Genomic DNA, 26,647 nt, shown 5'->3' with positions numbered 1-26,647 from the left:
GCCCATTACGCGCGCAGGGCGGTAGCGTCGCCCCGGCCGACGAGCGTGCGGTATGCAGGCGCGGTGTTCGTGCTGACCGGTGGTTGTGCATGGGGGTTGCTGCCGCCCTCGTACGGCGGGACGACCGTCGGCGCCGAGCAGATCGCATTGTCCAACTGACGTGACAGCGAACGGCGGTAGCGGCGGTCGGTGCACGAGCAGCGGACGGTGTTCACTGGTTTCACCGGTCCCGGAGCCCTTTCCAGTGGCGTGTCCATCGCGACACCTTGCGGGGCAGACCTTCGCACGCCCACGAACGCGCCACCGCCGCAACGGTACTCATCGAGAAGGATGCATGTCGGGCGGGGCGCTAGGCGGTCTGGTAGTGGATGTCGTGGCGCGCGGCGACCGGGTTGATCTCGGCCGGATCGAGCGCTCCATCGGTGAGTACCGTGGGACCGGCTTCGAACAGATCCTCCAGGTAGCACTCCCATCCGCGCCAGAGGAAGGCATCAGCCGCGAAATGGATTTCCTGGCGCTTCTGAAAACGCCTTCGCCTCTTCACGCCGCCGCCCGGATCCGCCAGCATCGAGGCTCTCGAGCTCCTGCGTGTCGTCGGCCCGGAGACCGCCCACCGCAGCCACCAACACGAGCCCAGCACGGCTCACAGCACTCACCATGACCCGGCACCTCTTGCGGCGCCTTTCCTCATGGTTCACCACGACGGCCTTCAGCAACGCAGCATAGGCGGTTGAATCCTCACTCTACAGGGCGGCTCCGAAGGGCTAGATCTTCATTTTCTACCCAGCGCCGCTCCAGTTGGGTCTCCTACGCCGACTTCTCTTTCGCACTCAGGACGCAACACAGGTATTCACAATATCTCTTGCACGTAATTGTACTGAGCCGGTTAAGAGCTGAATCCGATCCCTCACGAACTCTCCGGCCCGAGCAGATTTGACCGATACGTCCAGGTCTAGTCATCAGAAAACGGACGAAAACGGATCGAGAGACCCATTGCCGTGGTACCGGTATAGGTGCGTTACTGAAATGGAGCCAGGACCAAGCGAGTTGGCCACCCTGATGTAACGGAACCCATTCCTACCGTGGGCAAGGAGGCAGCACTATGTTGCCCATCACCTCCCCGCCTACGGCGCCAACCCTAGTCTCGGCGAGCCCAGGTTCGGGACCAATCATCGGCGGAACCGCGGTCACCTTGACCGGGACGAATCTGACTGGAGCTGCGGCGGTAAGATTCGGCACCACTCCAGCTATCTCATTCACGGTCGACTCGGCAACGCAGATCACAGCTATTTCTCCTGCTGTATCGGGAGTCGTGCTGGTCACAGTCACCACGCCGAGCGGGGTGAGTAACGGAGTCTCGTTCACTTATGCGGGCAGGTCTCCGCTGTCCAGGATGAACTTCGGTCCGGGGACGTCGATCATCTCTGACGGCGGACCGCCCTGTGGAAGCTGGGGCACTGTCGCGGCTGTCGGATATGACAAACTCGGCAACCTGGTAGCCCTCACGGCCGGGCACATGATGACTCGAAACACCGGAACTCAGGAGGTATTCCTTACGGGAAATCCCGGACTCGGTCCGATCGGTTACTACGCCACGTGGACCACGAATTGGCCCGGGTTTCCGTCGACACAGTTTCCGGTTGATTCGTCGAAGGATTACGCAGTCATCATGCTGAACGAAACGAAGATCAATCCGATGAACACGACGCCGAACGGGACCGTGATCAGCCAGATCGGTGCGGATCCGGTTCCGCTCTCGGACATCATGTGCAAGTACGGCCAGGTGTCCGGAACGACATGTGGTCTCGTGATCGAGTATAAAAACAACGTCATTCGTTCCTGGGCCGCAGTTGTTCCGGGCGATAGCGGTGGCCCGGTGACCACGGCGAGTGGTTTGGTTGGAATCACCTCCGCAATCAATCCTCTCAGTCCGTGGGCACCGTTTCAGTTCTCCGGTATCCATGGCATTCTCGACGACATCGCAGCGCAAGGACCGAGCACAATCGGAATCGGATTCACGCCGCTTCCGTGATTGCTCCGGACGGCGCGCGCCAGCGTGGCAAAGGTAGCGGAGGTCTCGACGTGGGTGTCGATCTGTCCGATGCTGCACCAGCGGCATCGTTCACCGTCGACTCCCCCACCCAGATACCACCGTCGCCCCCGCCGGGACCGTAACGGTACTGGTCACCGTCACCACCGCGGGTGGAACCAGCAACGGCATCACCTACACCTACGTCGCACTACCCGCCCTCACCACGATCGTCCCGAACGTGGGGCCGGTGGCCGGTGGGACAAAGGTCGTGATCAGTGGAACAGGCCTGACCGGAGCCACAGCGGTCACCTTCGGCGCCACCCCGGCGACCTCGTTCACCGTCAACTCCGACACCCAGATCACCGCTCTCGCCCACGCGGGCGCGGCCGGGACAGCGCAGGTCACCGTCACCACGGCGGGTGGAACCAGCAACGTCTCTGGCCGGTGTCTCATGTCTTCCGCGCCGAGTTGGTCGTTGTTCGCGTGGATAATGGGAAGATGCACCCGCATGGGACGCTGTCCAGCTCGGGAAAGGGTTTGAGCAGAGCCGAACTGCTGGCCGCGATATCGCTTGCGATCGACCTCGGTTTGGGTCAGCCGATGGAACACATGCTTCGGTCGTCCTTGATCGCGACGCGGATCGCCGAGCGGATGGGGCTCGACCTGCGACAGCGAGCGACCGTGTACTACGCCAATCTGGTCGGGTGGATCGGGTGTCACGCCGACTCTCACGAACTCTCGGCGCTCTTCGGTGACGATATCGCCTTCCGGGCCGACACCTACACGGTGGACATGACCGGCCTGCCGTTTCTGCGGCTGATGATGAGTCATGTCGGACGCGGATTGCCAGGCTGGGAACGCGGCATCCGTGCCACTGCGTTTCTGGTCACGGCGCGCAGCCAGGTCGCCACACTGATCCAGTCGCATTGCAGTTCCGCCGGGCTTCTCTCCGATCGGATGGGCTTGGATGGGCAGGTCGGAAAGGCGCTGGCCTACGTCTTCGAACGCTGGGACGGCCGGGGGTTGCCCAACGGTTCCCGCGGAGAGGATATCCCGGTCGAGATCCACATCGCTCACGTCGCGGACGTCGTCGAGGTGCACCTGCGGACCGGTGGGCTCGACCACGCGAAGGACGTCCTGCGTTCTCGGCGCGGCAGCCAGTTCAGCCCAGCTGTGGCAGCGGTGTTCGATCGTGATGCGGCGGCGATCGTGGACGGGTTGCTCGAAATCGACGTCTGGACCAGTGCGTTGGCCCAAGCACCGGATCGTGACCGAACCCTGACAGACGAGGAGAGCGACGAGTTGCTCGAGGCCATGGCTGATTTCGTCGATCTCAAATGTCCGTTCACTCTGGGGCATTCGCGTGGCGTTGCGAATCTGGTGGCCGGGGCGGCCCGACACCTGGGCATGTCGCCGTCGGACATCACGCGTCTCTACCGTGCCGGCCTGGTGCACGGTCTCGGCAAAATGGGAGTGTCCAACCAGATCTGGGAGAAGAAGGGGCCGCTCACTACGGCTGAATGGGAGCGGGTACGGATGTATCCGGATCTGACCGGCCGGATACTGAGCCGAGTCAACGGCTTGGAGGCGGTCGTGCCCGTCGCGATGAAGCATCGGGAACGGATCGACGGGTCCGGCTTTCCCCGGGGGATCGCCGGCGCGGAGTTGACCGCGCAGGACCGGCTGCTTGCCGCAGCGGAGGCTTATCAGCGACTGCTCGAGCCGCGTCCCCACCGTCCGCCGCTCGATCGTCGGGGTGCTGCTGATCAGCTACAAAAGGATGCGCGCGCCGGACGCTTCGACGCCGAGTCGGCTGCGGCCGTGCTCGCGGTGGCCGGTCCGCGGATATCGCGGCGGACGCCTTGGCCCGCCGGGCTGACCAGCCGCGAGGTCGAGATCCTGCGGCTCGTCGCGCAGGGCCGGTCGAACCGAGAAATCGCCGCCGAACTGTTCATCGCCGAGAAAACGGCACGCAACCACGTCGAACGTGTCTACGCCAAACTCGGCGTCAACAACCGCACGCAGGCCAGTCTCGCAGCGATCGATCGGGGTCTGGCGGGCTTCCGGGTCAACGCGGCCGTGGGAAAGTGAAAGCATTCGCCGCGCCGGATACTTCAGCTCGGCAACCGCAACCACCAATAATGCTGCCCGGTGCGATATGGCTCAGCACATAGTCGATGCGCGTCCGGGGTGGACGGCTGGCAGACGAGCAGATCAGCGGGCGAAACGCGCCGAATACCCGGTGGATCAGCACAATTGGGACCGATAACCGGTGGGCCGAGCCGACAGCGCGCGTCCGGTTCGCGGCCCAGACATCGACCCGGCGCCGCTTCGGCCCACCTGGACTCGTCTTGACGGGCCGGTGTGGACATCGGGCTGTGCGCTCGGAAAATCGTTGGTGCCACACACCCGGAGCCCGCCGACATCTGCTCAGACATCGGGTGTGACCGACTGCGCGGGGTCTTCATCACCGGGATGCGCCGGGTTGGGACCGCCGGTTCAAGACCCATACTGTGGCCAGCATGAGGCCAACGGTAAATGAGGCGAGCGCGATAAGACTGGCGCTGGTGCTTCCGTGGAAGGTGTCGCGGTAGGCGGACATGGCCGGCACCGCGGCGGTGTACCGGTCGAGATCCAGGTCGTGACCCAGTGCTTCGAATGCGTGGCGGTTGGACAGGCCGAGACTCATCAGGCGCCCCGGGAGAGCCATCTCGTCAACGGGAACGATGGCGCCACCGAAGAGAACCTGAGGGAAGCAGAGCATCGGGAGGGCGAGGGCGGCCTGCGCCGCGTTGGAGACCACGGCCGAGGCGAGCAATCCGAGGGCCAGTGCCGAGGTCGCCTCGATCACCATCGTCACAAACAGGGCGGCGGACACGTCCCAGCCAACAGCGGGGAGTCGACCAAGCACCCGCAGCACACCGAGGAGTACCGCGCTCACCCCAGCCAGCACCGGAAGCAGGGCTGTCACCTTGGAGGCCACGTAGGCGCCCACGCTGAGCCCCGTCAGCCGCTCACGCCGGAAGATGGCCATCTCCCCGACGATCTGGAGCAGGCCGTAGGTAAGGCCGAAGAAGAAGCCCGCGAATGCGATCCAGAACACGACCTGGGCCGGCCCGAGGTCGGCTTCGCTATGCGGATCGAACGCGCCGCGTTTGAACAATGTCGCCATCATCGCCGTGACCAGGACCGGTGAGCCGAGCAGAACCGCCAAGGTCAACCGGTTGCGCAGGAGAACATCAACATTGCGTCGTGTAAGTAGCCACCATTGCTGGACCGTGCCCGTTCGCTTGATGTCTGAACGGGTGGCAGGGATGGGCGGTAGAGCCGAGCCAGGCCAGGCATTCGACTTCGCGCGGCTGGCCGCGAATCGCTCCGCCCAGATCTGCGGGGTGTGCTCACGAGCCAGCCGGTCATACACCTCGGCGAGATCCTCCACGCCGAAGTAGCGCCGAGCCTCGGTCGGGCTGCCGGTAAAGGCCAGGTGGCCGTCGCACGCCAGGAATACCACCCGGTCACACCGGTCGATGCCGGCCGGCTCATGTGTCGTGAGGACGACTGTCACCCCGCGCTGGCTGAGTCGGCGCAGCAGGCGCATCACGTGGGCTGCGGTCGACGGATCGAGCCCGGAGGTGGGTTCGTCGAGGAAGAAGAGGTGTGGCCGGGTCAGTAGCTCCACGGCGATACTGGTCCGCTTGCGCTGGCCGCCGGAGAGCGCACGGACCGGCGTCTCGGCCCGATCAGCCAGGTCGAGGTCATTCATGGTCTCTTCGACCATCTGGTCCGCCTCGGCCGCCGATGTGCCTGCGGGCAGCCGAAGCCGCGCCGCGTAGCGCAGCGTGCGGCGCAGGGGCATCTCGAGATGGATGATGTCCTCCTGGGGCACGTAACCGATACGGGAACCGGCGCTGACTCGGGCCCCGACAACGACGCCGTCATGCCGAACTTCCCCGGCAGAGGGTGGTCGCAGTCCCGCGAGGACCTCCAGCAATGTGCTCTTTCCCGCTCCACTGCCACCGGCAATGGCGACCAACTCGCCTGGTTCGACCGACAACGACAGCTTCTGGAGAATCTTCCGCGCTCCGACCCGCCGGCTGACGTCGACTGCATCGATCCGTCCTCCGCCCGGCACCCCAGGTGCGTGATCTGAAGTGCGCTGACCGAATCGCTCGACGGTCGGTGGTTCGAATGCCAATTCGGTCATGACCGGTGATCTCCGTGATTCCTGAACTCGGTTAGTCATGCCCTGATCATCGGTCCGCGGCCTCCGTGGTCGCATGAGGCGTTTGCCTCAAATCGCGCCCACCAGGGATCGATCGCTTCACCGGGCAGCGGGGTCCGCGGTGGACCCAGGTCGGCAGGGTTGCGCGAGGCAACTGTGTCGCGCGGTGTGGACGAGTTGGTGGGCGCACCCAGGGAAGTTCGATGAGGAGACTCGTGCTCGGGCGGTGCGTATTTGCCGGGCGAGTCCGGGAGACGGGCTGCCAAGGAGTCGGCGATGCCCGCGATCGGTCCGAAGCACTCGTCGCGCACCCTACTGCATCGGAAGTGTTCGACCGCCTCGAGCATTCGCGCGCACGGCGTCGGGCGCGCTCGCGCCCGAGCCCGCCAACGTGAGCAAGTCATCACCACCGCAGTCGAGCATTACCTCGCGTCCCGGGCAGTGATCGCGACCTGGGAAGTCAAATGACACAACGACATTGAGTAGATGCACCGACAGATCACGGTGCGACAACCGTATGCCGGCGAGGAGATCGCGAGCCATCGCACCCAACAGCCGTTGTCCGCGAGAATGATCCGCGACAAAGGGCACACCGACGACAACGCCGCCGGACTCCTCGAAATCACGCGAAGCCGGCGCGGCAACTGATCAGTGCGGCACGTACGGCGGCACGTACGGCGACAAGCGCGGACGAAAACGCCAGCGGGGCAGACGATTGCGTCGAGCCCGCGCGTAGCGCACAGCAACGCCGACGACAGCGCCGCGACAACTGACCGGAGGAACACGCTGACCCGCCATTATCGAGGCGACGAACCCGCCTCGGCGGGTACATCTCGATCAGTATTCGCTCGACACCGACATGGCTACACTCAGACCATGACGGGCACGTTGATCGGCTATGTTCGTTGCTCTACCGACGCCCAAGGATCTCACCGCCCAACGCGATCGGCTGCGCGAGCTCGACGTCATACTCTCGCGGCTGCGCATCTCTGGGCCAGGTGCCGCAACGAGCCGTGGCCCATGCAGAGCACTGGGGAGTACGCCATCGCTGGCCTCGCCGAGCTGTTCGCCATCTCCCGGCGCCTCGTCTACCGCACCCTCCAACGCGGCGGCGCCATGCCCCCAGGGGACGACACCGCCACAAATGGGCACCTAACCCTATCCACGGATACGCGGGGCTCGATCGCCTGATGCGCTCCACACAGGATTCCCCGTGAGATTCAGTAAGGCAGCGAGCGAGGCGTGGAAAGGAGTTCGCGATCGCCTGATGAGGGACGTCGGAAGAGGCGGCGACGCCGCCTCAGGCCTGATCCAAGGGAACGGCAGCGCCCCATCGTATGACGCAGCTCGTATATTCCCAGGCGAAGACAGAAGCCTCGAGGAAAGAGTCAGGCGGGCCTCTGGTGTCGAACCGCAACCCAATTCAGCGGATAGTATCGAGGATCCAGTGGATGTTGTGACACCTGTCGATGCACCCCCCCAAATCGACGTCGAACTCCTCAATTCCAAGCTTGCGAAGGCGATAGCATCGGAGCCGCCTATCACCCGTGATGTGCGAGACGTGATACGGAATGTGCGCGGCGGAAAACCTGTTGGTACGGACAAACGCATCAAGGAATTGGGTCCTTACGCTGAAAGGGTTGAGCGCTATATCATCGATCACCCGAATTGCACAATGGAGGAAGCGGCCTCTTCGCCGCCTGACCTATTAAGGTATACTGCACGAATTCCCTCGGGTCGATATACGAGCGGTGTGAACGATATTGTTTCTGGATTGAAATCAAAAAACTACAAACTTTTTCGATGGAAAAATACGTGGGATAGCTCAGGTTACAAAGGGGTCAGGTCATTTTGGGTAGACCATCGAACGGGGCAGGTCTTCGAGATTCAGATACATACACCGGAGAGCTATAAGGCGGCGGTCAAAGAGCATCACATATATGAACAGAGACGTCGATTGAGGGGCCAGCCGTCGATTGTTGCGGTGCTGGAGGAGCAATCCAATGAAATCTTCAAACGCGTCTCCCGGCCGGAAGGTTGGCGCAACATAATTGAACCGCAAATAGATCAGATCGATGGACGGCGGTGAATTCAATGATCAATACAACTTATTATGCCAGTGTAACCCCATCGCACCCACGCTCGGATCCCGCCGGTCTATTCCGTCGTATACATACTGAGCCGCTGCCTGTCGACGAGGCTCTGCATCGCGACCTTCGATGGCATCGAACGGAAGCTCTCTACCTGAACTGGCTGGGTTACGACGATTTCGACTACGTCGAGATCACGGAATCCGAGGCAGAGATGATCATCGATCGATGGACGCAAAAATGGCGGTAGAAACACTCGCCGAAATGTCTGCACATGACGCGGTCAGGTGGTGTGTGGTTCGGGTGCCGACGCGCGGGTGCTGTCGTGCAGACCGGTCGAGATCGTGACGTCTCGGGCACTTGGTCCTTGTTCGCCACAGGGTGGTTCGGGGAGGGGTACGAATATCGCGGACACCGGTTACGTCGAGACCCGCTCGACAAGCCTGCCGTCAGCTGGCTACGGTTCAATCCTCGTCGAAATCCGCTGCGTCCAAATCAGATTCCGGTAAGACGCGAACGAGGATATCGGGGTCGACCGGCCGTTCCGGCGGCTCGGCCGCCCCGTGCCACACCTCGTAACCGGTGTAGCGGGTTCGTCCGGATCGAGCGGACCGCGCTCTACGGCCAGGCGACTACCGAGCGGTGCTTGTTGCGATTGCGGTCGTAGACCGACGGGTATGGAATCGCCTCCGTGGTGAGGCGTTGCGCGACAGCGAGTACCGCTATGCCCAGCGCCTGTTCGGCTGGAACAGTGATCTCCGACGACATTTCGGTGAATCTCGACGGCAGCCTGAACAGGCTGGATGTCGGTTCGGCGAATTTCGGCGTCACGAGATCGCTTGTCAACCGTGCTCAGCGGCTAGGAGAGGCACCACGCTGCGGTGACCGCGGGGGCGCGGAATCACGTTGCGGCGCGGGCGGTGACGGTGTATCGGCTGGTGATGGCTACTCGATTGAAGGCGTTCATCACGATGGTCAACCAGGCGACCGCCGAGATCTGGTGTGGGGTGAGTTCGGTTGCCGCGGTCGCGTAGTGGTCATCGCTGACGTGGTCATTCGAGACGAGGGTGATCGCCTCGGCCAATTGCAGGGCAGCCCGCTCGGGCCTGGTGAAATAGCCGGTTTCGGCCCAGGCCGGCAGGACCGCGAGCCGATCGGGGCTCTCACCCTTCTGCAGGGCGTCGCGGGTATGCATGCGTAGGCAGAACGCGCATCCATTGATCTGGGAGGTGCGGATCTTTACCAACTCGACCAGGAGTGGGTCGAGTCCCGCTGCTGTCGCGCTCTGCTGAGCGGCCTCCGACAACGCCAGCAGTGCCTGGTAGTTGACGGGATCCTGCGTGCCGATGTTCACACGCTCCGGCATGACTTCTCCTCTCGTTGGATGCTCATCTAACCTATCTCGGACTAAATGAATCCGCAATATCTGAGATACGATGTGGTCATGAAGCTGCCCGTAAGCACCGAATGGCTGCTGCACTGTGCGAGCTCGCTGGCACAGCTGGAACCAGGAGGCACCGCGTCGGCGGCGCAGTTCGCACAGTATTTCGACTTACCGGCGGCCTACCTCGCCAAGCAACTGCAGGCGCTGGTGCGGGCCGGTGTGCTGGCCGCGACGACGGGTCCACGCGGCGGATTCCGGCTGGCCCGGCCCGCCGCCGAGATCACTCTGCTGGAGATCGTCGAAGCGGTGGACGGCGCGTCATCTCCTTACGAGTGCCGTGAGATCCGTCAACAGGGCCGTGGTGCGGTGCCCGCCGAGTTGTGCCGGGCCCCTTGCGTTCTCGCGGTGAAGATGGCCGAAGCGCATGAAGCCTGGCGGCGCAGCCTGGCCGCGACCACCCTCGCCGACATTATCGCCGCTCTACCCGATTCGATCCCGGCTCGTACCCGGCTGCGACTGACGGGACAGGAGTAGCCCAGACATTTATCGGATACCACACAGGCACGTTCCGCCGACGTGAGATTTGGCAGACACGGTACGGGCACACACAAGGTGATCCGGTCGTATGCTTTTACGAAGGCGGCGCGGGCTGATGAACGGGGGTGGCGGGATAACGATGGTCGCTATTCGCACTGTCCGGGGTGCATCCGCCGCAGCAGTGGACCGGGCGTTCCGGGCGCTTTCGCCCCACTCCCCCGATACACAAATGCTTGTCGGTGCGGTCCTCCACGCGGATGGTCGACCTCCAGACCTGAGCGTGCTTCGGGACCACATTGCCGCCCGGTTACCCGTAATCCCTGCCCTGACTTCGTATCTACCCCCTGAAGCCACCCGGTGGGCAGTCTCCCGCAACCCGGATCTCGCGGTTCACGTGGCAGAGCGTGTGGTGTCCGGTGAGCAGGAAAACTTGGAAAGTGTCGTCGCCGAACTCACCAGAACCGAATTGCCCGACGACGCCCCGCCTTGGCGACTGTGGCTGCTGCATGGCTATGCCCCACGGCAGTATGCCCTGCTGTATCTGGCCCATCACTACCTGCAGGACGCCGGAGGAATCTTGCGCACAGTGGAGTCGCTGTTCGGCCCGGAAATTCCTGCGGAGGCATCCTCAGCCGTATATCACGGCGTCACCCGGCGTCTCCCCACAGCGGCGGACTATGGGCGTTGTTTCATGATGTCCGTCCGCAACGTTCGGCAGGCGAAAAAGTGGAATGTGCAGCACTGCCGAACAACGCCCCACCGTACGCTCCACTGGAGCCGTGTACCCACCGACGCGCTCGGATCGATCGCCGCGACTTTCGGCGGAACCCGTAACGATGTTTACATCGCGGCCATAGCCCACAGCCTGGCGCATTGGCTGGATACGATGAGTGATAGTCCCAACCCACCCGACCTGGCTTTCGCAGTGCCGGCCAATGTCCGCCGGCCGGAGGAGGTGGATCTGCCGGGCAATCGAACCGCACTTGCCCACATCAGGCTGCCCGCAACGTCTCTCGATCCAGCGCGACGGATCGCCGGCACGATCCGCGCGACCACGCCTTTGAAATCTTCGTATGTCCGAGCAGCGCTACGTGCTGGCGTCGACTACGTGCCGATGTGGCTTGCGCGTGCCACGGTGAACACGATCGCAGGTCGTCGACGTGGCCCGGTAGGCGTATCGCAAAGTACTCTTCGGCACCGCCTGGCGTTCAGGGGCAGTCCCTTCACCGCCGTATACCCAGTGATGTGCGCACCTGCAGGGACTCCGCTCGCGGTCCTCTTGTTCACCTACGAGGGCTATGCCACGGTGTGTTTCAGAGCGGACAGCGGCTTTCCCGGCCTCGACGGGATACACCACACGTGGCGGGAAACAATCCGAACCTGGAGCGCGAGCACGCTCGGAAGTTGACTGCGCGATGCCCGGCGACCATCCGTCTCCCGCGCGCGGGCGAACCTCCCGAGCGGGGTGCGCATCACGCCGACACCTCTGCCCACCGGCCCGGTGCTACTGAAAGTCCTTGGCCTGTCACCGGTCTCTGTCCTTCGTCGATCACCTGGTCAACCATGTCACAGGGCTTGCCTGCCCGACCGATCCGAGCGCACCGCGATCGAACTCCCTGACCCGTACGCGCAACTACACCGCGGTGTACACGGTGTCCTCGTCGACACCACCTCGGCGGGCTTAGTCAAGGCTCCGCGGAGCCGCGACGCCGTCGGACCGGGCCCGGGAATCGTGGCCGGTGGCGATTGCGGCCTACCGTGCCGATACAGCGGCGGCGACCGACGCGCCCAGCTCGACGCGTGTCGCGAAGGCGGAGCCGAATTGGGCGGCAACGCAGGAGAAGTCGACAGCCGCACCGATCGCCGAGCATCCCTGGAACTGAGACCGCGACGGTGCCAGCATGATCCGCCGGGCGAATGTTCGTAGCGAATCCGAACACGCACTGAGACGGCGGCGATCGGCGATCCGGCACGACCGAGACGGCGGTCCCGCCTCGCGCGGGTCAATCGCCTCAACCCGTTATCGGGCAATAGTTTTCGCACCGATCCGGCCGAGATCGCAATGGAGAACCGGTAGTCTGAGTCTCGCCCGGCGGTCAGCAAAGGTCCATATGTCTTCTGTTGCAGTTACTGGTTCGACCGGTTTTCTCGGTCTTCACCTCGTTCGTGAGTTACTTGTTCGCAATCACGATCTCGTCGCTCTGGTCCGCGATCCGGGGGCGCTGGATCGTATCGCGAGGTTTCTCGAACTCGCGGGCGAGCCGCCTCAGTTACTGGATGCGCTGCCCCGGCGAATCCGCATTGTCGAATCCGACGTGTCGTTACCGATGCTCGGGCTGTCCCACAAGGCCTTTCAGCGGCTGGCCGACGAAGTCGACTTCGTCTGGCACAGTGCCGCCAGCACCGAACTACACGACGACCTGGAGTCACTGCGGCCGATCAACGTAGACGGAACCCGCCACATACTCGAACTGGTATCGGCCGGGCAACGCAGGCCGCTGCTGGGTCATGTCAGTACCGCTTTCGTGGCGGGAGCCCGTCGAGAGGGGGTGGTGTACGAGTCGGAACTGGACGGTTCGGCAGGGTTCGAGAACGCCTACGAGAAGTCCAAATTCGAGGCGGAAACACTGGTACGAGACTGGTCTCGGCGGCACGACCGGGCTGTGGTCGTTGCGCGTCCCAGTGTCTTGGTGACCGACCGCCCGCCGCATGCGGATCTGCCGTCGCATACGTTGTTGTCCCTCGGACAGATCATCCGGGATGCTGCTACCCGCCTGTGCGGGACATCGCGGACTGTGGTGCGCGTGGTCGCGCATCCCCAAGGGCACCTGAACTTCCTCCCGGTGGAACTTGCCGCGCAGACCTTGGCTCGGCTGACCGAAGCAAAGCACCCCCGGCGGGTCGCGACGTACCACGTCGTGCACGGACACGACGTTTCGGTGCGAGTGTTGATGGACCTCATGGAGACCCTGGCTCCGTTGCGGATGACGATCGAACCCGCAATGCCTGCCGACCGGACGGCACTGGAAGCATTCCTCGACAGGTCGCCCACGGCGGCAATGCTGAATCATCACCGTAGGTACGACGACACCCGGACAATGTCACTACTCGGCCCGCCCACGTCACCGGTCCGCATCGACCTCGACTACCTGTCAGCGGGTATCGATAACGCTCTGGTAGTCCCGCGGGCCCCGGCCTCAGAGATTTGAGCTGAACATGGCAAACGGCGCATACGACTTGCTCACCGCTGAAGCGAGGAACGATCCCTATCCTGTGCTGGGCCGGCTGCGGAACGATCGGCCGGTGACCTTCAGCGAACAGCTGCAAGCCTGGATCGTCACCAGCTATGCCGACCTCCGTTGCGGGCTGGCGGCCCCGGCGATCTCCGCCGACCGAATCAGCCCGCGCCTGGCCCAGTTTCCCAAAGCCGAACGGGATCGGTTCGATCCGCTGTATGAGATGTTGCATCGATGGCCATTGATGCTCGATCACGGCGAGCATGCTCGATTGCGGACGCCGATTACGCGAGCGATGACACCGGCGACCGTGGCGGGCTTCCGACAACTGATCCGTGATACCGTCCGGTCGATGCTGTGTGAGGGAGTCGAACGCGGCGGCATGGACATCATCGCGGAACTGGCCTTGCCGCTGCCATTGTCCGTGACATCGCGGATCCTCGGCGTCCCCGATGACGCGGTGGGCTTGTTGAAGCGCTGCGCTGTCGACATCGTCGACTTCTTCGGTGCGGATCCACAGACCTATCTGCCCCGCGCAGAGACCGCGATGGAAGCCGTCTTACAGACAAGCGACCTGCTACGTCCGATAGCGCGCGCCCGGCGCGAAAAACCGCGGCAAGATCTGCTGAGTTCCCTCGCGGGCGATCCGGCCCTGAGCGATGACGATATCGTCGCGATCTGCCTGATGATGGTTTTCGCCGGATTCGAGACCACGAGCAATCTGATCGGCAACGGGATCCTGCTGCTGCTCCGGCACCCGGAACAACACGCCGCGGTGCTCCAGGATCGCGGGCTGATCCGTGGCGCCGTAAAGGAAGCGCTTCGCTACGAAAGCCCCGTACAACGCATCTCTCGCCTGACGACTGCCGCGATCACCCTGCGCGGCACACAGATCGAACAGGGTAGCCTCGTGTACTTCCACGCGGGCGCGGCCAATCGCGACCCCGCGGTCTTCCCGGACCCGGATCGGTTCGACATCGGGCGCGGTAGCGACCGACACCTCGCGTTCGGTTATTCGGTGCACACCTGCCCCGGTTCGACGCTGGCGCAGGCCGAAGCAGAGATCGTGCTCGACGAGTTGTGTCGCATCGCGCCCACCGTCCGGCTCGTCGGTGAGCCGATTCGATGGCGGATGAACCTGTCTGTTCGCTCGCTCGAATCACTGCCGGTGACCTTCGTCTGATCCGCGGCGGCCCGGCCGTGGGCCGCCGGTCGGCGACCGTCACAGGCCCAATTGCCGGGCCATCGCGGGATCACAGCGTTCGCCAGCGACGGCAGTCGCCGCAACCGCGGCCGAGAGGTCACCCAGTTCGGATTCGGACAGGGTGAGGTCGGCCGCGAACACATTCTCCTCCAGATACTTTCGACGCTTCGTACCGGGAATCGCGACGACATCCACACCACGGTGATGTACCCAGGCCAGCGCCAGCTGTGCTGCAGTCACACCGCGGTGGTGCGCGAGCGCCTGGAGCCGGGCAACGATGGGCAGGTTGCGTTCCAGGTTCCCGTCGGCGAACCTCGGTTGGGTGACCCTGCGGAAGTCCAGTGGCTCGAAATCTGCTGCCGCAGTGAAACGTCCGGTAAAAAAACCCCGCCCGAGCGGAGAGGCCGCCACCAGAGTCACGCCGAGTTCCCGGCACGTTCTCAAAACGCCGTCCGCTTCCAGGTCACGGGTCCACAGCGACCATTCGCATTGGACAGCCGCGAGCGGATGTACTGCGTGCGCTCGTCGGATCGACGCGGCACCGGCTTCGGAGAGCCCCAGCTCCCGGACCTTGCCCGCGGCGACCAGCTCGGCCATCGCCGCGACGGTCTCCTCGATCGGAACCTCCGGATCGACGCGGTGCTGGTAGTAGAGATCGATATGGTCCACGCCGAGACGTCGCAGTGACTCCTCGCACGCGCGCCGTACATATCGGGCATCGCCGCGGACAGCTCTGGTGTATCCATCCGCGGCACGGACCAGGCCGAACTTGGTGGCGATCACCGCCTCGTCGCGACGTTTGGCGAGCGCGTGCCCGATCAGTTTCTCGTTCCCGCCCCGGCCGTAGATATCGGCTGTGTCGAAGAGTGTGACCCCAAGGTCCAGAGCCCGATGGATGGCGGCGGCAGACTCGACATCGTCTGTCGGCCCGTAGAATTCGCTCATTCCGGCACACCCGAGACCCTGCGCTCCCACAGTCAGACCGCCGACTCTGCGTATTTGCACCGAAGACCTCCTCTGCGTTCGGTCATGTTGTCATCGCCATACCACTTTGCCGCGCATCAGGAAATCCGCCAGGTATCCATCCGGTGGAATGCCCGCCTCCATAGCGCATGTCGGGTGGCTGCCGATATGGACGTTGCCGATCGACGGTTCGGCGACCAACTGCTCGATCAGTTCCTCGTCATCGGTCACCGCCGTCAGCACGAGCGTGTTCCGCAGCGGTCCCGGCCCGTGGGTCGGAGACCACGGGGCGACCCACACGCAGGGGAAGGGCAGTTCGACACCGATTTCCGCGGCCCCTGCCCGGTCCGCTTGCAGCACCGCCGGCCGCAGCACAGCGCTGCCGTCGCCCAGTTCGTCCACGACTCCGTCGCTGCCCAGCCAGTTCCGAGCATCCTGAACGTGACGCCGCAGGTACTGCTCGATCACCCGTGCGCTCGCCAGCGAACGCACGGGAAGTACTGCCCGGTCGTCCTGCGGCGGCAAGCTCGGCAACTCGGCCAGCCGCGCGGCCAGGGCTTCGGCGAGCGGCCCCGGATCACCGTCGACCAACACGGTTGTCGCATTCACACAGGTGGTGCCACCGTCGTTGGCCACCGAGTGCACCACCATGTCCAGATGATCACGCCAGTCGTCACCGGCGAGCAAGATCTTCGATCTCCCGGCGCCGTGCGTGGCAACGGTAGGGTCGGTCGCGTACCGGCCGGCCAGATCCGCTCCGTACACCACCGCCAAGTCCGCGCCGTGGATCAGTGGATCTACGCCCTCGGAGTCCGTCGGCAACAAGCTCACCTGATCCGCCCCGAAGCCGGCCGCGCGCAGCGCGGCAACGAGACGGTGCGGGGTGAACGGTTCCTGCCAGGAGGGCCGCACCGCGACGCGATATCCGAGCGCCGCCGCCTCCAGCCACTGCGATTGCACGGCGGGGTGATTACCCGCCGCGCTGACGGCGAGCACGTCACCGCGCCGAACCCAGCTGACGCGGCGAACTCCGAGTTCGGAACCGGTGCGAGCGCCGTTGTCCGCCGCCGCACGCGGACAGGCATCTGTCACCGCGCGTTCGACTTGTTCCGCGCAGGTCTGTATCCAGTGCGTCGCGCGGCGCACCGCCGCGATCGGCACACCACTGACCCGGCAGGTCAGCCACTGATAGTCGGCAGGCGACAGCCCGCACAGCGTGCTCGTCGCGAACAGGTGACCTGCCCGCGCCAGCATGGCGATGCGCTCGTGCGCCGGCGGCGCCGACGCTTGGCGCAGCGCGGACAATGCGCGACTCACGAACACCTGCGGCGCCAGGCTCAGTTCGGCAACCGAACTTCCGGTGACGTCGTCGACGCGTTGGCGGGTTACGGCACGGAACGCACCGCGCGGGCCGAGCACGTCGAGCTGCACGGGGTCCGGCATCAATAGACGCCTTCGATGATCGTTGTCCCGGCGAACGCAGTCATCGATGTGATGTCAGCGACCGAGTCGCCGAGGCGCCCCGGCGGCGGCTCGACCCGAATGGCGAGATCGCGCTCGGAGTTGTTGGGCAGCAACATCGCTCGGCTGACGTGGTTCACGATCACCTGGCCACGCTCGCCGTAGGCGACGGGTAGCCGGGTCTCCGGATCGACGACCTCGAGGGTGATGTGCGGAGAGAAGGTGTCGTAGACGCACCGACTATCGTCGGACAGACCGGGGCGCTCGATCGTCGTGCCCAGCATCGTGACGTTGCCGTAGTAGCCATACAGTTCGATGCCCGGGAACACGTCGGTGCGCAGGAACCAGCGGGTATCCGGATCCATTCGCGCTCCCCCCCACACGATCAGCTCGACCTTGGCGTTGATCAGTTCGACCAACTCGTCGTCCCGGCACAGCCGCTCCAGCAAGGGAGGAGTGCACACCAGCACTCCGATGTCCTGGCTGCGCAGGACGTGCGCGCTCTGCGCTATGAGATGGTCGACGTAGCGGTCGGTGACGGCGGACTCACCCGCACCGATCATCTTCTTCACCCAGCGAGGATCCATATTGATACAGAAGCGGACACCTCCCCGGCGCCGGACCAGTTCGGCGGTCCAGTCGCCGAACAATTGCGGCCCGCTCGGGACCAGGGTCAGCCAGTTGACGCCGTACGGGTGATTGCGGGCGTCCATGTCCCGCATCGCCCAGTCGATGACGCGGTCCATCCAGTCGGCCAGGAAGACCAGGCGTTTGGGGCTGCCCGTCGTACCGCCACTTTCGTAGACCCCGAACACCGGGGCGTCGCGGCCGTACCCCCGCGGAATCAGGTCCTGGACCGGCGCCGTGCGTAGTTCGTCGACAACGTTGGGAAACCGCCGGAGGTCGGCGAAGGCCCGGACATCGTGGACCGGATCGAAATCGAGCGTCGCGGCGCGGGCGAGCCAGAAGTTCGAGCCGGTGTCCGGGGAGAAATGCCAGCGCATGGCCGCGGCCAGGAAATCCTCGGTGTCGGGCGTTTCGCCGATGGTGGGCTCGAGAACCGAGTCCGGGAAGCCTCTCATGCGGATTCCTTTCGATCCCAAGTGTTTTCGCCTCGACGCACGATACGATCATGCCTCGAAGCGCAATGTGAACACTTTCCCGCGAATGCCGACCCACCTGTAATGCAAAGGCCCACAAAGGAAGTGTGCTGTGAACTCTAGCGAAGAGTCGATCGTTGCTCCAGATCGTTGGCAGCGGGGAGATGGTGGGTTCACTGTCGCCGACGACCGGCGCCTCGTCGAACTTGTTCGTGAGGCGGCCGCCCGAGCGCACGGAAACATTGCGGCCGAGGCCATCGCGATCGACCGGGCGTTCTGGGACTCCGGTCTCGGATCGATCGCCGGCGTAGGGCTGGCCAACCTCCTGTCCGACGCGCTCGATGTACCCATCGAAGCAAGTGTTGTCTTCGAGTACCCGACCCCGCGGGCACTCGCCGAATATCTCCGGAGCATCCTGACCGCCGCCACGCACTCGACGCGACCGACCGCGGCCGCATCGGATCGCGTCACGTCCGACGAGCCACTCGCCATCGTCGGAATGAGTTGCCGGCTGCCCGGCGGAGTGGCGTCCGCCGACGATCTGTGGCGGCTGGTCGCCGAAGAACGCTCGGCCCTGTCCCCGTTCCCCCGCGACCGGGGCTGGGACCTGGGCAGCCTCTTCGAACCGGACCCGGACCGCCCGGGCACCTGCTACGTGCGCCACGGCGGGTTCCTCGCCGATGCCGACCGCTTCGACGCGGCGTTCTTCGGCATCTCGCCCCGCGAGGCACTGGCGATGGACCCACAGCAGCGCCTGGTGCTGGAAACGACGTGGGAAGCGATCGAGCACGCCCGGATCGATCCAACCAGCCTGCGTGCGACGCAGACCGGCGTGTACCTCGGTATGACCACCCACGGGTACGAGAGCCTGCCGCATGAGCCCGGCCAGGACGGCGCGTATCTGGGCGCCGGCGACTCGTTCGCGGTCACCTCGGGACGCGTGGCATATGCGCTCGGATTCGAGGGCCCCGCGTTGACAGTGGACACCGCCTGCTCGTCCTCGCTGGTGGCACTGCACTTGGCGGGGCAGGCGCTGCGCTCGGGTGACTGTTCGTTGGCCGTGGCTGGCGGCGTGTCGGTGATCTGCACTCCGACGCCCTTCGTGCAGTTCAGCAAACAACGTGCCTTGGCGCCCGACGCCAGGTGCAAGGCCTTCTCCGCAGCGGCCGACGGAACCGCTTGGGGCGAAGGGGCAGCGGTACTGCTGGTGGAACGACTGGCCGATGCCCGCAGGAACGGACATCGGGTGCTCGCGGTCATTCGCGGATCGGCGATCAACCAGGACGGCCGCAGCAATGGTCTGACCGCACCGCATGGCCCCGCGCAGCGCCGGGTGATCCGGCAGGCGCTGGCCGACGCCGGCCTTGGGCCGCACGATGTCGACATGGTCGAGGCCCACGGCACCGGTACCCAACTGGGCGACCCGATCGAAGCTCGGGCGCTGATGGCGACCTACGGTCACGCGCGCCCGCCCGAGCGGCCGCTGTGGCTGGGCTCGGTGAAATCGAACCTCACCCACACTTTGGCAGCGGCTGGGATCGCTGGTGTCATCAAGGCCGTTCAGGCTATGCGCCACGGCGTGCTGCCGAGCACGCTGCACGTCGACCGACCGGCGGAGTTGGACTGGTCGGCCGGTGGGGTATCGCTGTTGACCGAGTCACGGCCGTGGCCATGCGTCGAACGCCCGCGCCGCGCCGGGGTGTCCTCGTTCGGAATCAGTGGAACGAACGCACACGTGATCCTGGAAGAGGAATCCGCACCCGACGGCCCGGTCTGCTCCGGTCCGAGTCCGACTCCCGAGCCCGGAACCGTGCCGTGGGTGGTGTCCGGCCGCAGCGGTCCCGCATTGCGCGCGCAGGCGGCCCGGCTCCTCGACCACCTGCGATCTCACCCGAATCTCCCGATGGTCGATATCGCTTATGCACTGGCCACCACCCGCACGGCCTTCGCACACCGCGCCGTCGTGCTCGCGGACGATCGGGACGGATACCTCGGTGGTCTCGAAGCGATTGCGGAGGGTCACGAGCAGCCGGGCGTAGTTAAGGGAACGGCGACAACGGACCCCAGGACCGCGTTCATGTTCACCGGCCAAGGGGCACAGCGGGTGGGCATGGGGCGCGAGCTGTACGACCATTCCCCCGTTTTCGCGGATGCGCTGGACACGGTCTGCGCCCATTTGGACCCGCTGCTGGATCGGCCGCTGCTGGAAGTCCTCTTCGCCGACCCGGGGTCCGCTGACGCCGAACTCCTCGATCGGACCGAGTTCACCCAACCGGCGCTGTTCGCGTGTGAACTGGCACTCGTGCGCCTCCTGGAGGTGGCTGGAGTTCGACCGGACGTGCTGTTCGGCCACTCGGTCGGCGAACTCGCCGCCGCACATGTCGCGGGCGTGTTGTCGTTGACGGATGCGTGCACACTGGTCGCCGCACGGGGCCGGCTGATGCAGGAGATGCCTTCCGGCGGAGCGATGCTGGCGGTGGGGGCCAGTGAACGCGAAGCCGCCGAGGCACTGGCGGTGCACCACCTCGACCTGGCCATCGGCGCGGTCAATGGGTCACAGTCCGTCGTGCTCTCGGGCGATGCGACGTCCATAGTCGACCAGGCCGCCTATTGGGAGAAGGCGGGGCGCCGAACCCGGCTACTGCGGGTCGGCCATGCCTTCCACTCACCGCACATGGACGGCATGCTCGAACGGTTTCGACAGGTGGCCGAAAGTGTCACATTCGCCGCGCCGCAGATCCCGATCATCTCGGGAGTCACCGGGGCTCCCCTCACGGCAGAGCAGGCATGCTCCCCGGAGTACTGGGTCCGGCAGGCCCGGGACACAGTACGCTGCTACGACGCGCTGCTCCGGATGGACGCCGACGGCGTCACCGGGTACCTGGAGATCGGCCCGGACGGAGTGCTCACCGCACTGGCTCGCGATTGCCTGCCCGAGGCCCGGCAACTCGGCCCGGTCCTGCGTCCCGGTCGGCCCGAAGCCCGCACCACAGCAACAACTCTGGCCAGAGCCCACGTCCACGGCGTGCCCCTGCACCAGGAAACTCTCTTCGCCGCACTTCGACCGAAAAAGGTCGACCTGCCGACTTACGCTTTCCAACGGCAACGCTACTGGCCCGCAGGCCGCGCAATCCCACGGATCGGCGCCGCCGACCACCCGTGGCTTTCCGCGCCCGTCGAGCTTGCCGGCACCGCCGGACATGTCTTCGACGGCCGGCTTTCCCGCCGCAACGACTCGTGGCTCGACGACCACACCATCCGCGGCAATCCGGTTCTCCCGGGAACAGCTCTGCTGGAGTTGGCGTTGCATGCCGGCGGTCACCTCGGCTGCAATCGGCTCGACGAACTGATCCTGCAGGAACCGCTGGTGCTGCCCGACGACACCGATATTCGGATTCAGGTCGAGGTCGGTGCGCCGGGGGCCGACGGCGACCGACCGTTGACCATCTACGCGCGGCCGGAAACAGCAGTGAATGCCGCCGAACCCGAGCCATGGATTCGGCACGCGACCGGAGTTCTATGTTCCGACGCCGAGCCACCCGCCGGCAATGTGCAGTGGCTTCCGCCCGATGCGGTCCCGCTCCCCGTGGACGACCTGTATGAGCAGCTCGACGCGCGGGGAATGGTCTACGGTCCCGCATTCCGTGGCCTGCGCGCTGCTTGGCGCTCGAATGCCGACATCTACGTGGAAGCACGTCTACCCGAAGGGGTATCCGTCGGTGGGTTCGGCATCCATCCTGCTCTCCTCGATACCCTTCTGCACGCCACCCTCGACACATTGATGCACACCACACAATTCGCGGTCCCGACTGGATTGTGGTTGCCGTTCTCGTGGAGTGGCGTCAGTCGGTGCGCCCTGCGTCCCGGTACGCTTCGGGCCCGGATCCGGGTCGATGGTCCCGATGCGAACGATTCGATAACGTTGTCGCTCAACGTGACCGACGAGACCGGCCGGCCGGTCATCGACGTCGCCTCGCTCATGTTGCGGCCCGTGCGCATGTCCGAGGCCACATTGTGCCCAGCTTCGGAGGTCGGCGCCTGTGTGAAGCACCGGCTGTTGGCCGCGCAGTCCACGGCGGAGGCCCTGTTCCGGCTCGACTGGGTTCCTGCCCCGACACTGGACACATCACCACGTTCCGCGAAACACAGTATCGCTGTGCTGGGCACCGACCGGATCGGCGGGACCGCCGCTCTGGAAACGAGTGGGTACTCGGTCCTGACCGTGCCCGACTGGAACAGCCTCGCTCGCACAGTGGGCCCCGGCGCACCAGCACCGGAGGTGGTGCTGATCCCCTGCGCAGTCCCGGACGGGAACGGCACAAGCGTGATCCAGGCGGGACACGCCGAGACCGCTCGCGTCCTGGATCTGCTTCGCGCCTGGCTCGCTGATGAGAGTTTCGCCGACTCGCGCCTGGCGGTGGTAACTCGCGAAGCGGTAGCGGTCACCGCGGGCGATCACGTCGCGGACCTCGCATGCGCACCGATCTGGGGGCTGGTCCGCGTCGCACAGACCGAGAACCCCGATCGGATCCTGTTGCTGGACGTGGACCAGGCCGCCGGCCTGCCTGCGGCCCTGAGCGCGGCGATCGTGTCCGGACAGACGCAGTCGGCTTCGCGGTCCGGCACCGTATACGTGCCGCGGCTGGCGCGCGCGAACACCGGAACCGCGGAACTCGAGCCACCCACCGACAGCTCATCGTGGCACCTGCACCTCGAGGAGTCGGGCGACCTCGACCAGATGACTCTCGTATCCCGTCCTCTCGCACCGCTGACGCCGGGGCAAGTGCGGATCGCCGTGCGCGCAGCGGGTATCAACTTCCGCGATGTGCTGGTCGCCTTGGACATCTACCCAGGCGTGTCGAGCATGGGGCGGGAGGCTGCCGGAGTGGTGACCGAAGTGGGCCCAGACGTCACCGCCTTCGCCGTCGGCGATCGGGTGATGGGCGTGTTCGACGACGCCTTCGCGACCCATGCCGACGCCGATCATCGCTGCCTGGTCCACATTCCGACCGATTGGTCGTTCGCTCAGGCAGCGGGATTCCCCATTGCGTTCCTCACCGCATATCACGCCCTGGTCGATCTGGCGCATCTCACACCGGGCGAGTCGATCCTGATCCATTCGGCCGCCGGAGGTGTTGGCATGGCGGCCGTGCAGTTGGCCCGTCATCTCGGAGCCGAGGCATTCGCCACCGCGAGCCCAAGCAAGTGGGTGGCCCTACGCCGCCAGGGCCTCGACGATCGGCATATTGCGTCCTCGCGCACGCTCGACTTCGAAGAACTCTTCCGGCAGGCAACGGACGAACGCGGAGTCGACGTAGTGCTCAACGCCTTGTCCAGGGAGTTCACCGATGCCTCGCTGCGCCTGCTGCCACGAGGCGGGCGTTTTCTGGAAATGGGCAAGACCGACCTCCGTGACCCCGACACGGTCACCGGCGAGCATCCTGGCGTCACCTACCGGCCGTTCGACCTCGCCGATCTCGAACTCGACCGAGTCGCCGACCTGTTCCGGGCGCTACAGGCACTGATCGATGACGGGGCCATCTGCCCGCTGCCGGTCCGCGCGTGGGACATCCGGCAGGCCGGAGACGCACTCCGCTACGTAAGCAATGCGCGACATACCGGCAAAGTCGTCCTTACCGTGCCGGTCCGGCCGGATCCGGAACGCGCTGTTCTCATCACCGGGGGCACCGGCACCCTCGGCGCTGAGATCGCACGGCACCTGGTAACCCGGCACGGTGCGCGGCGCCTGGTGCTGGCCGGCCGTAATGCGCCGACAGCCGATTCGGCCGCAGAACTCACGACCGAACTGGCTGCGCGGGGAGCAGATGTTCGCATTGTGTCTTGCGACGTCTCGGTGCGCGAAGAGGTCGCCGCACTGCTGGCCTCGATTCCTCACCTGGGATCTGTCGTGCACGCGGCAGGTATCGTGGCCGATGGCACCCTCGAATCCCTCGACACCGACCGGCTGGACCGTGTCCTGCGTCCGAAACTGGACGGCGCTGTTCACCTGCACGAACTGACCCGCGATCTGGATCTGGCCGAGTTCGTGCTGTTCTCCTCGGCCGCAGGCGTCTTCGGCAATGCCGGTCAAGCGAATTACGCTGCGGCCAACACATTTCTGGATGCCCTGGCCTACCACCGCAAGGCCGCGGGGCTGCCCGCCTGCACAGTCGCATGGGGCCTGTGGGCTGCACCGTCGCCGATCAGCAGCGGACTGGACCGAAGCGACCACCGACGCGTCACCCGTGGCGGAATGGTCCCGTTGTCCACCGCCGATGGCATCGAGATATTCGACGCGGCCCGCCGCAGCACCCGAGCGATGACGATTGCTGCACGGTGGGATTTGTCGGCCCTGCGCGCTTCCCGAGCCGAACAGCCGCCGATGCTCCGCGACCTTGTTCCTGGGCGCGAAGGCAGGAACGGCGCTACCACCGAACCAGCCCGACACAACAAGGGCTCGTGGACCGACAAGCTCATCGGAGTCACCGAACCGGAGCGGGACCGTCTCGTACTCGAACTGGTTCTCACGCAGGCAGCCGACGTCCTCGGCTACTCCGCCGGCCACTCGATCGCCGCAGACGAGACCTTCCAGGACCTCGGATTCGACTCACTCACCACCGTGGAGCTCCGCAACCGGGTGAATCGACTGACCGGCCTGCACCTGCGCACCGAGGCGCTCTTCGACAATCCCGATCCCGCTGGCCTCGCACGCCGAGTAAGCAAGGAACTCCTACGACGTCCGGCTGCCGATTCTCCCCAGTAGGGCGGCCGGTGACCAGCCGACACGAACAAATTTTTCAGATTCGCCATCAATTGCCGAAAGGAGTTCAACAGCATGTCGAGCTGGTTGAGCGACGAGCTACGCGGTGTCCTCCAAAAAGATCTCGCCCTCAGTGTGGAGAACATCAGTCCCGACGATCGTTTGATCGAAGATCTCGGCATGGATTCGGTGGCATTCGCGATCGCGCTGGTCGCCATCGAGGACCACACGGGACCGCAGGTGACCGGACAACTACTGATGGAGTGCCGCACGATAGGCGAAGTCGACGCTTTGGTTCGGGTCGCGCTTGCAGGCGGTCCGGGCACATCAGCGGATGCGTAACAGTCTCCGCTCGGACCAGAGGAGTACGACTGTCATGCCCGCCGAAATCGAATTGAGCAGCCTCGACAGCCACCACTTGCGCCTGGATGTTCCCGCACATCCGATGAATTGGGTTCTTGTGCTGGAATTGTCCCCCGAGGGCGAGCCCGTCCGGATCGGCGATCTACGGGCGCGGATCGCACAGCGGTTCGGCGAGAGCGATCTGTACCGATTGGTGCTGCCGACACATCCACGACGCAAACCCCGTTTCACTGTCGCAACCTCGATAGACCCGACCGAGCATGCGAAAGAGCATCATGTCGCGGACCGATTCGGGATGCTCCGGCAGGTGGAGGAACTCATGGGTAGCCGAATGCGGCGTGATGCTCCGCCTTGGGACTTCACGCTTGTCCACCAGCAGGACACCAAATCTCAGGCCTTGCTGTTGCGCGTGCATCATGCGTTGTCGGACGGGCTCGGCGCGCCCGGCTTCGTCGCAATGGTCATCGATACCGTCTCCGGAAGCACCGCTGAGTACCAGCGCTTTGTCGGCACGCCGCGATTCACAGTCGGTCCGGTCGGTGTGGTCGCGGCACTGGCGGCCGGGGCGCGCAGTTCCCGACTGGTCCGGCGTCAAGGTTGGCGCCCGAAACGCATACGCCCGGTGGGGGACCGGGCCGTGCGTCGGGTAGCCGAGATCGCGGTCCCCACCGAAACGGTGCGGCAGAACCGACTGAAGCTAGGCGCCTCGACGCAAGAGTATGTGTATGCCGCGGCCGGGCTCGCGTTCGCCCGGGCTTTCCCGGAACACGCCGACCGACCGCTACGCATAATGTTTCCGGTATCGCTGGACCAGACGATGGCACACACGGGGAATGCCGCGTCGCTGGCGATCCTCGAACTATCCGACGCAGCGGATTCATTGTCGAAGCGAGTCCACAGCATCCAGACGGCACTGCGCAGTTCGGATCCGTCGCGCCAAGCCATGGACGCCCCCAAGACCTCACACGGATTGAGCTATCTGCCGTGGCGCGCCCAGGTGTTGATGACCCAGCTGATGGCAGCCGACAGCTGGGACTTGGCAGTGGGCGTCAATCCTGCGTTCAGCCCGGACAACCGGTTGCTGGGGCGAGAGGTGACGAATGTCGTCGGCTTCCACCCGATGCTGGGTCGTGAGCTCGCGGTGACCGCCCTGATCCTGCGCGATCAGGTCACGATCGGGATGATGGCGGACCCCGCCGCGTTACCCGATGTCGGTCTGTTCGCCAAGCACTTGCGCGACCTGATCGTGGGCCAGGTGTGACGTGGGGGCGATGACCAGAAATTCTGATCTCGCC

Annotated in this window: 22 protein-coding genes; 14 read left to right on the top strand and 8 right to left on the bottom strand. The window is 64.9% G+C overall.

Annotated features, from left to right (window positions below; translation table 11 throughout):
* Nucleotides 1-5 precede the first annotated feature (5 nt).
* Both AB0C34_RS14945 and AB0C34_RS14940 read right to left on the bottom strand, forming a co-directional pair.
* A complete protein-coding gene (locus AB0C34_RS14945; protein WP_357071935.1) occupies nt 6-257 on the bottom strand; it encodes a hypothetical protein in 252 nt (83 codons plus the stop codon).
* A 92-nt stretch (nt 258-349) separates the two neighbouring features.
* Nucleotides 350-568: a hypothetical protein gene (locus AB0C34_RS14940; protein WP_357071932.1), complete on the bottom strand. Its 219-nt coding sequence runs from the start codon at nt 566-568 to the stop codon at nt 350-352.
* 534 nt (nt 569-1,102) lie between these two features.
* Here AB0C34_RS14940 and AB0C34_RS14935 point away from each other — a divergent pair.
* The 3 genes from AB0C34_RS14935 to AB0C34_RS14925 all read left to right on the top strand — a co-directional run bounded on the left by AB0C34_RS14935 (nt 1,103) and on the right by AB0C34_RS14925 (nt 4,123).
* The gene (locus AB0C34_RS14935) at nt 1,103-2,032 is read left to right on the top strand and encodes an IPT/TIG domain-containing protein (protein ID WP_357071929.1); all 930 of its coding nucleotides are present in this window, start codon (nt 1,103-1,105) and stop codon (nt 2,030-2,032) included.
* A gap of 238 nt (nt 2,033-2,270) precedes the next feature.
* The gene (locus AB0C34_RS14930; RefSeq protein ID WP_357071926.1) at nt 2,271-2,573 is read left to right on the top strand and encodes an IPT/TIG domain-containing protein; all 303 of its coding nucleotides are present in this window, start codon (nt 2,271-2,273) and stop codon (nt 2,571-2,573) included.
* Entirely contained in the window at nt 2,531-4,123 is a 1,593-nt protein-coding gene (locus tag AB0C34_RS14925; protein ID WP_357071923.1) for an HD domain-containing phosphohydrolase, read from the top strand. Before AB0C34_RS14930 ends, AB0C34_RS14925 begins: the two co-directional genes overlap by 43 nt.
* A gap of 376 nt (nt 4,124-4,499) precedes the next feature.
* Here AB0C34_RS14925 and AB0C34_RS14920 read toward each other — a convergent pair whose 3' ends face one another.
* Nucleotides 4,500-6,311 (bottom strand): ATP-binding cassette domain-containing protein, encoded by a 1,812-nt coding sequence (locus AB0C34_RS14920; RefSeq protein ID WP_357071920.1) that lies wholly within the window; start codon nt 6,309-6,311, stop codon nt 4,500-4,502.
* Between the two features lie 219 nt (nt 6,312-6,530).
* On the opposite strand from AB0C34_RS14920, the gene AB0C34_RS14915 reads away from it, so the two are divergent.
* The 4 genes from AB0C34_RS14915 to AB0C34_RS14900 all read left to right on the top strand — a co-directional run bounded on the left by AB0C34_RS14915 (nt 6,531) and on the right by AB0C34_RS14900 (nt 8,343).
* A complete protein-coding gene (locus AB0C34_RS14915; protein ID WP_357071917.1) occupies nt 6,531-6,722 on the top strand; it encodes a hypothetical protein in 192 nt (63 codons plus the stop codon).
* An 18-nt stretch (nt 6,723-6,740) separates the two neighbouring features.
* Nucleotides 6,741-6,902, top strand: coding sequence for a hypothetical protein (locus tag AB0C34_RS14910; protein WP_357071914.1), 162 nt, complete (start codon nt 6,741-6,743; stop codon nt 6,900-6,902).
* Nucleotides 6,903-7,274: 372 nt separating this feature from the next.
* A complete protein-coding gene (locus AB0C34_RS14905) occupies nt 7,275-7,445 on the top strand; it encodes a hypothetical protein (RefSeq protein ID WP_357071911.1) in 171 nt (56 codons plus the stop codon).
* 22 nt (nt 7,446-7,467) lie between these two features.
* On the top strand, nt 7,468-8,343 hold the full coding sequence (locus AB0C34_RS14900; RefSeq protein ID WP_357071908.1) for a hypothetical protein: 876 nt from the start codon (nt 7,468-7,470) through the stop codon (nt 8,341-8,343).
* A 619-nt stretch (nt 8,344-8,962) separates the two neighbouring features.
* Here the strand turns inward: AB0C34_RS14900 and AB0C34_RS14895 are convergent.
* Both AB0C34_RS14895 and AB0C34_RS14890 read right to left on the bottom strand, forming a co-directional pair.
* A complete protein-coding gene (locus AB0C34_RS14895) occupies nt 8,963-9,190 on the bottom strand; it encodes a hypothetical protein (RefSeq protein WP_357071906.1) in 228 nt (75 codons plus the stop codon).
* A gap of 55 nt (nt 9,191-9,245) precedes the next feature.
* Nucleotides 9,246-9,710: a carboxymuconolactone decarboxylase family protein gene (locus tag AB0C34_RS14890; protein WP_357071903.1), complete on the bottom strand. Its 465-nt coding sequence runs from the start codon at nt 9,708-9,710 to the stop codon at nt 9,246-9,248.
* Nucleotides 9,711-9,788: 78 nt separating this feature from the next.
* On the opposite strand from AB0C34_RS14890, the gene AB0C34_RS14885 reads away from it, so the two are divergent.
* The 4 genes from AB0C34_RS14885 to AB0C34_RS14870 all read left to right on the top strand — a co-directional run bounded on the left by AB0C34_RS14885 (nt 9,789) and on the right by AB0C34_RS14870 (nt 14,684).
* The gene (locus AB0C34_RS14885) at nt 9,789-10,262 is read left to right on the top strand and encodes an Rrf2 family transcriptional regulator (protein WP_357071900.1); all 474 of its coding nucleotides are present in this window, start codon (nt 9,789-9,791) and stop codon (nt 10,260-10,262) included.
* Between the two features lie 91 nt (nt 10,263-10,353).
* Nucleotides 10,354-11,673 (top strand): wax ester/triacylglycerol synthase domain-containing protein, encoded by a 1,320-nt coding sequence (locus tag AB0C34_RS14880; RefSeq protein ID WP_357071897.1) that lies wholly within the window; start codon nt 10,354-10,356, stop codon nt 11,671-11,673.
* A gap of 703 nt (nt 11,674-12,376) precedes the next feature.
* The gene (locus tag AB0C34_RS14875) at nt 12,377-13,474 is read left to right on the top strand and encodes an SDR family oxidoreductase (protein ID WP_357071894.1); all 1,098 of its coding nucleotides are present in this window, start codon (nt 12,377-12,379) and stop codon (nt 13,472-13,474) included.
* A 94-nt stretch (nt 13,475-13,568) separates the two neighbouring features.
* A complete protein-coding gene (locus AB0C34_RS14870; protein ID WP_357071892.1) occupies nt 13,569-14,684 on the top strand; it encodes a cytochrome P450 in 1,116 nt (371 codons plus the stop codon).
* A 39-nt stretch (nt 14,685-14,723) separates the two neighbouring features.
* Here the strand turns inward: AB0C34_RS14870 and AB0C34_RS14865 are convergent, their stop codons facing one another.
* Genes AB0C34_RS14865 through AB0C34_RS14855 form a run of 3 tightly spaced genes read right to left on the bottom strand, consistent with a single transcriptional unit; the run spans nt 14,724 to nt 18,211 of the window.
* Nucleotides 14,724-15,680, bottom strand: coding sequence for an aldo/keto reductase (locus tag AB0C34_RS14865; protein ID WP_357072243.1), 957 nt, complete (start codon nt 15,678-15,680; stop codon nt 14,724-14,726).
* A 60-nt stretch (nt 15,681-15,740) separates the two neighbouring features.
* Nucleotides 15,741-17,111: an aldehyde dehydrogenase family protein gene (locus tag AB0C34_RS14860; RefSeq protein WP_357071890.1), complete on the bottom strand. Its 1,371-nt coding sequence runs from the start codon at nt 17,109-17,111 to the stop codon at nt 15,741-15,743.
* Nucleotides 17,111-18,211, bottom strand: a complete 1,101-nt coding sequence (locus AB0C34_RS14855) for a phenazine antibiotic biosynthesis protein (RefSeq protein WP_357071887.1) — start codon at nt 18,209-18,211, stop codon at nt 17,111-17,113. Before AB0C34_RS14855 ends, AB0C34_RS14860 begins: the two co-directional genes overlap by 1 nt.
* Nucleotides 18,212-18,341: 130 nt before the next feature.
* Between AB0C34_RS14855 and AB0C34_RS14850 the strand changes: the two genes are divergently transcribed.
* The 3 genes from AB0C34_RS14850 to AB0C34_RS14840 all read left to right on the top strand — a co-directional run bounded on the left by AB0C34_RS14850 (nt 18,342) and on the right by AB0C34_RS14840 (nt 26,613).
* Entirely contained in the window at nt 18,342-24,992 is a 6,651-nt protein-coding gene (locus AB0C34_RS14850) for an SDR family NAD(P)-dependent oxidoreductase (protein ID WP_357071884.1), read from the top strand.
* A 72-nt stretch (nt 24,993-25,064) separates the two neighbouring features.
* Complete coding sequence (locus AB0C34_RS14845) at nt 25,065-25,331, top strand: acyl carrier protein (RefSeq protein ID WP_357071881.1); 267 nt, start codon at nt 25,065-25,067, stop codon at nt 25,329-25,331.
* Nucleotides 25,332-25,365: 34 nt separating this feature from the next.
* Nucleotides 25,366-26,613, top strand: a complete 1,248-nt coding sequence (locus tag AB0C34_RS14840; RefSeq protein ID WP_357071878.1) for a wax ester/triacylglycerol synthase domain-containing protein — start codon at nt 25,366-25,368, stop codon at nt 26,611-26,613.
* Nucleotides 26,614-26,647: the final 34 nt, after the last annotated feature.

The organism is Nocardia sp. NPDC049220, assembly GCF_040647855.1.
Lineage (GTDB): Bacteria > Actinomycetota > Actinomycetes > Mycobacteriales > Mycobacteriaceae > Nocardia.
This window is presented reverse-complemented; position numbering and strand designations above follow the sequence as displayed.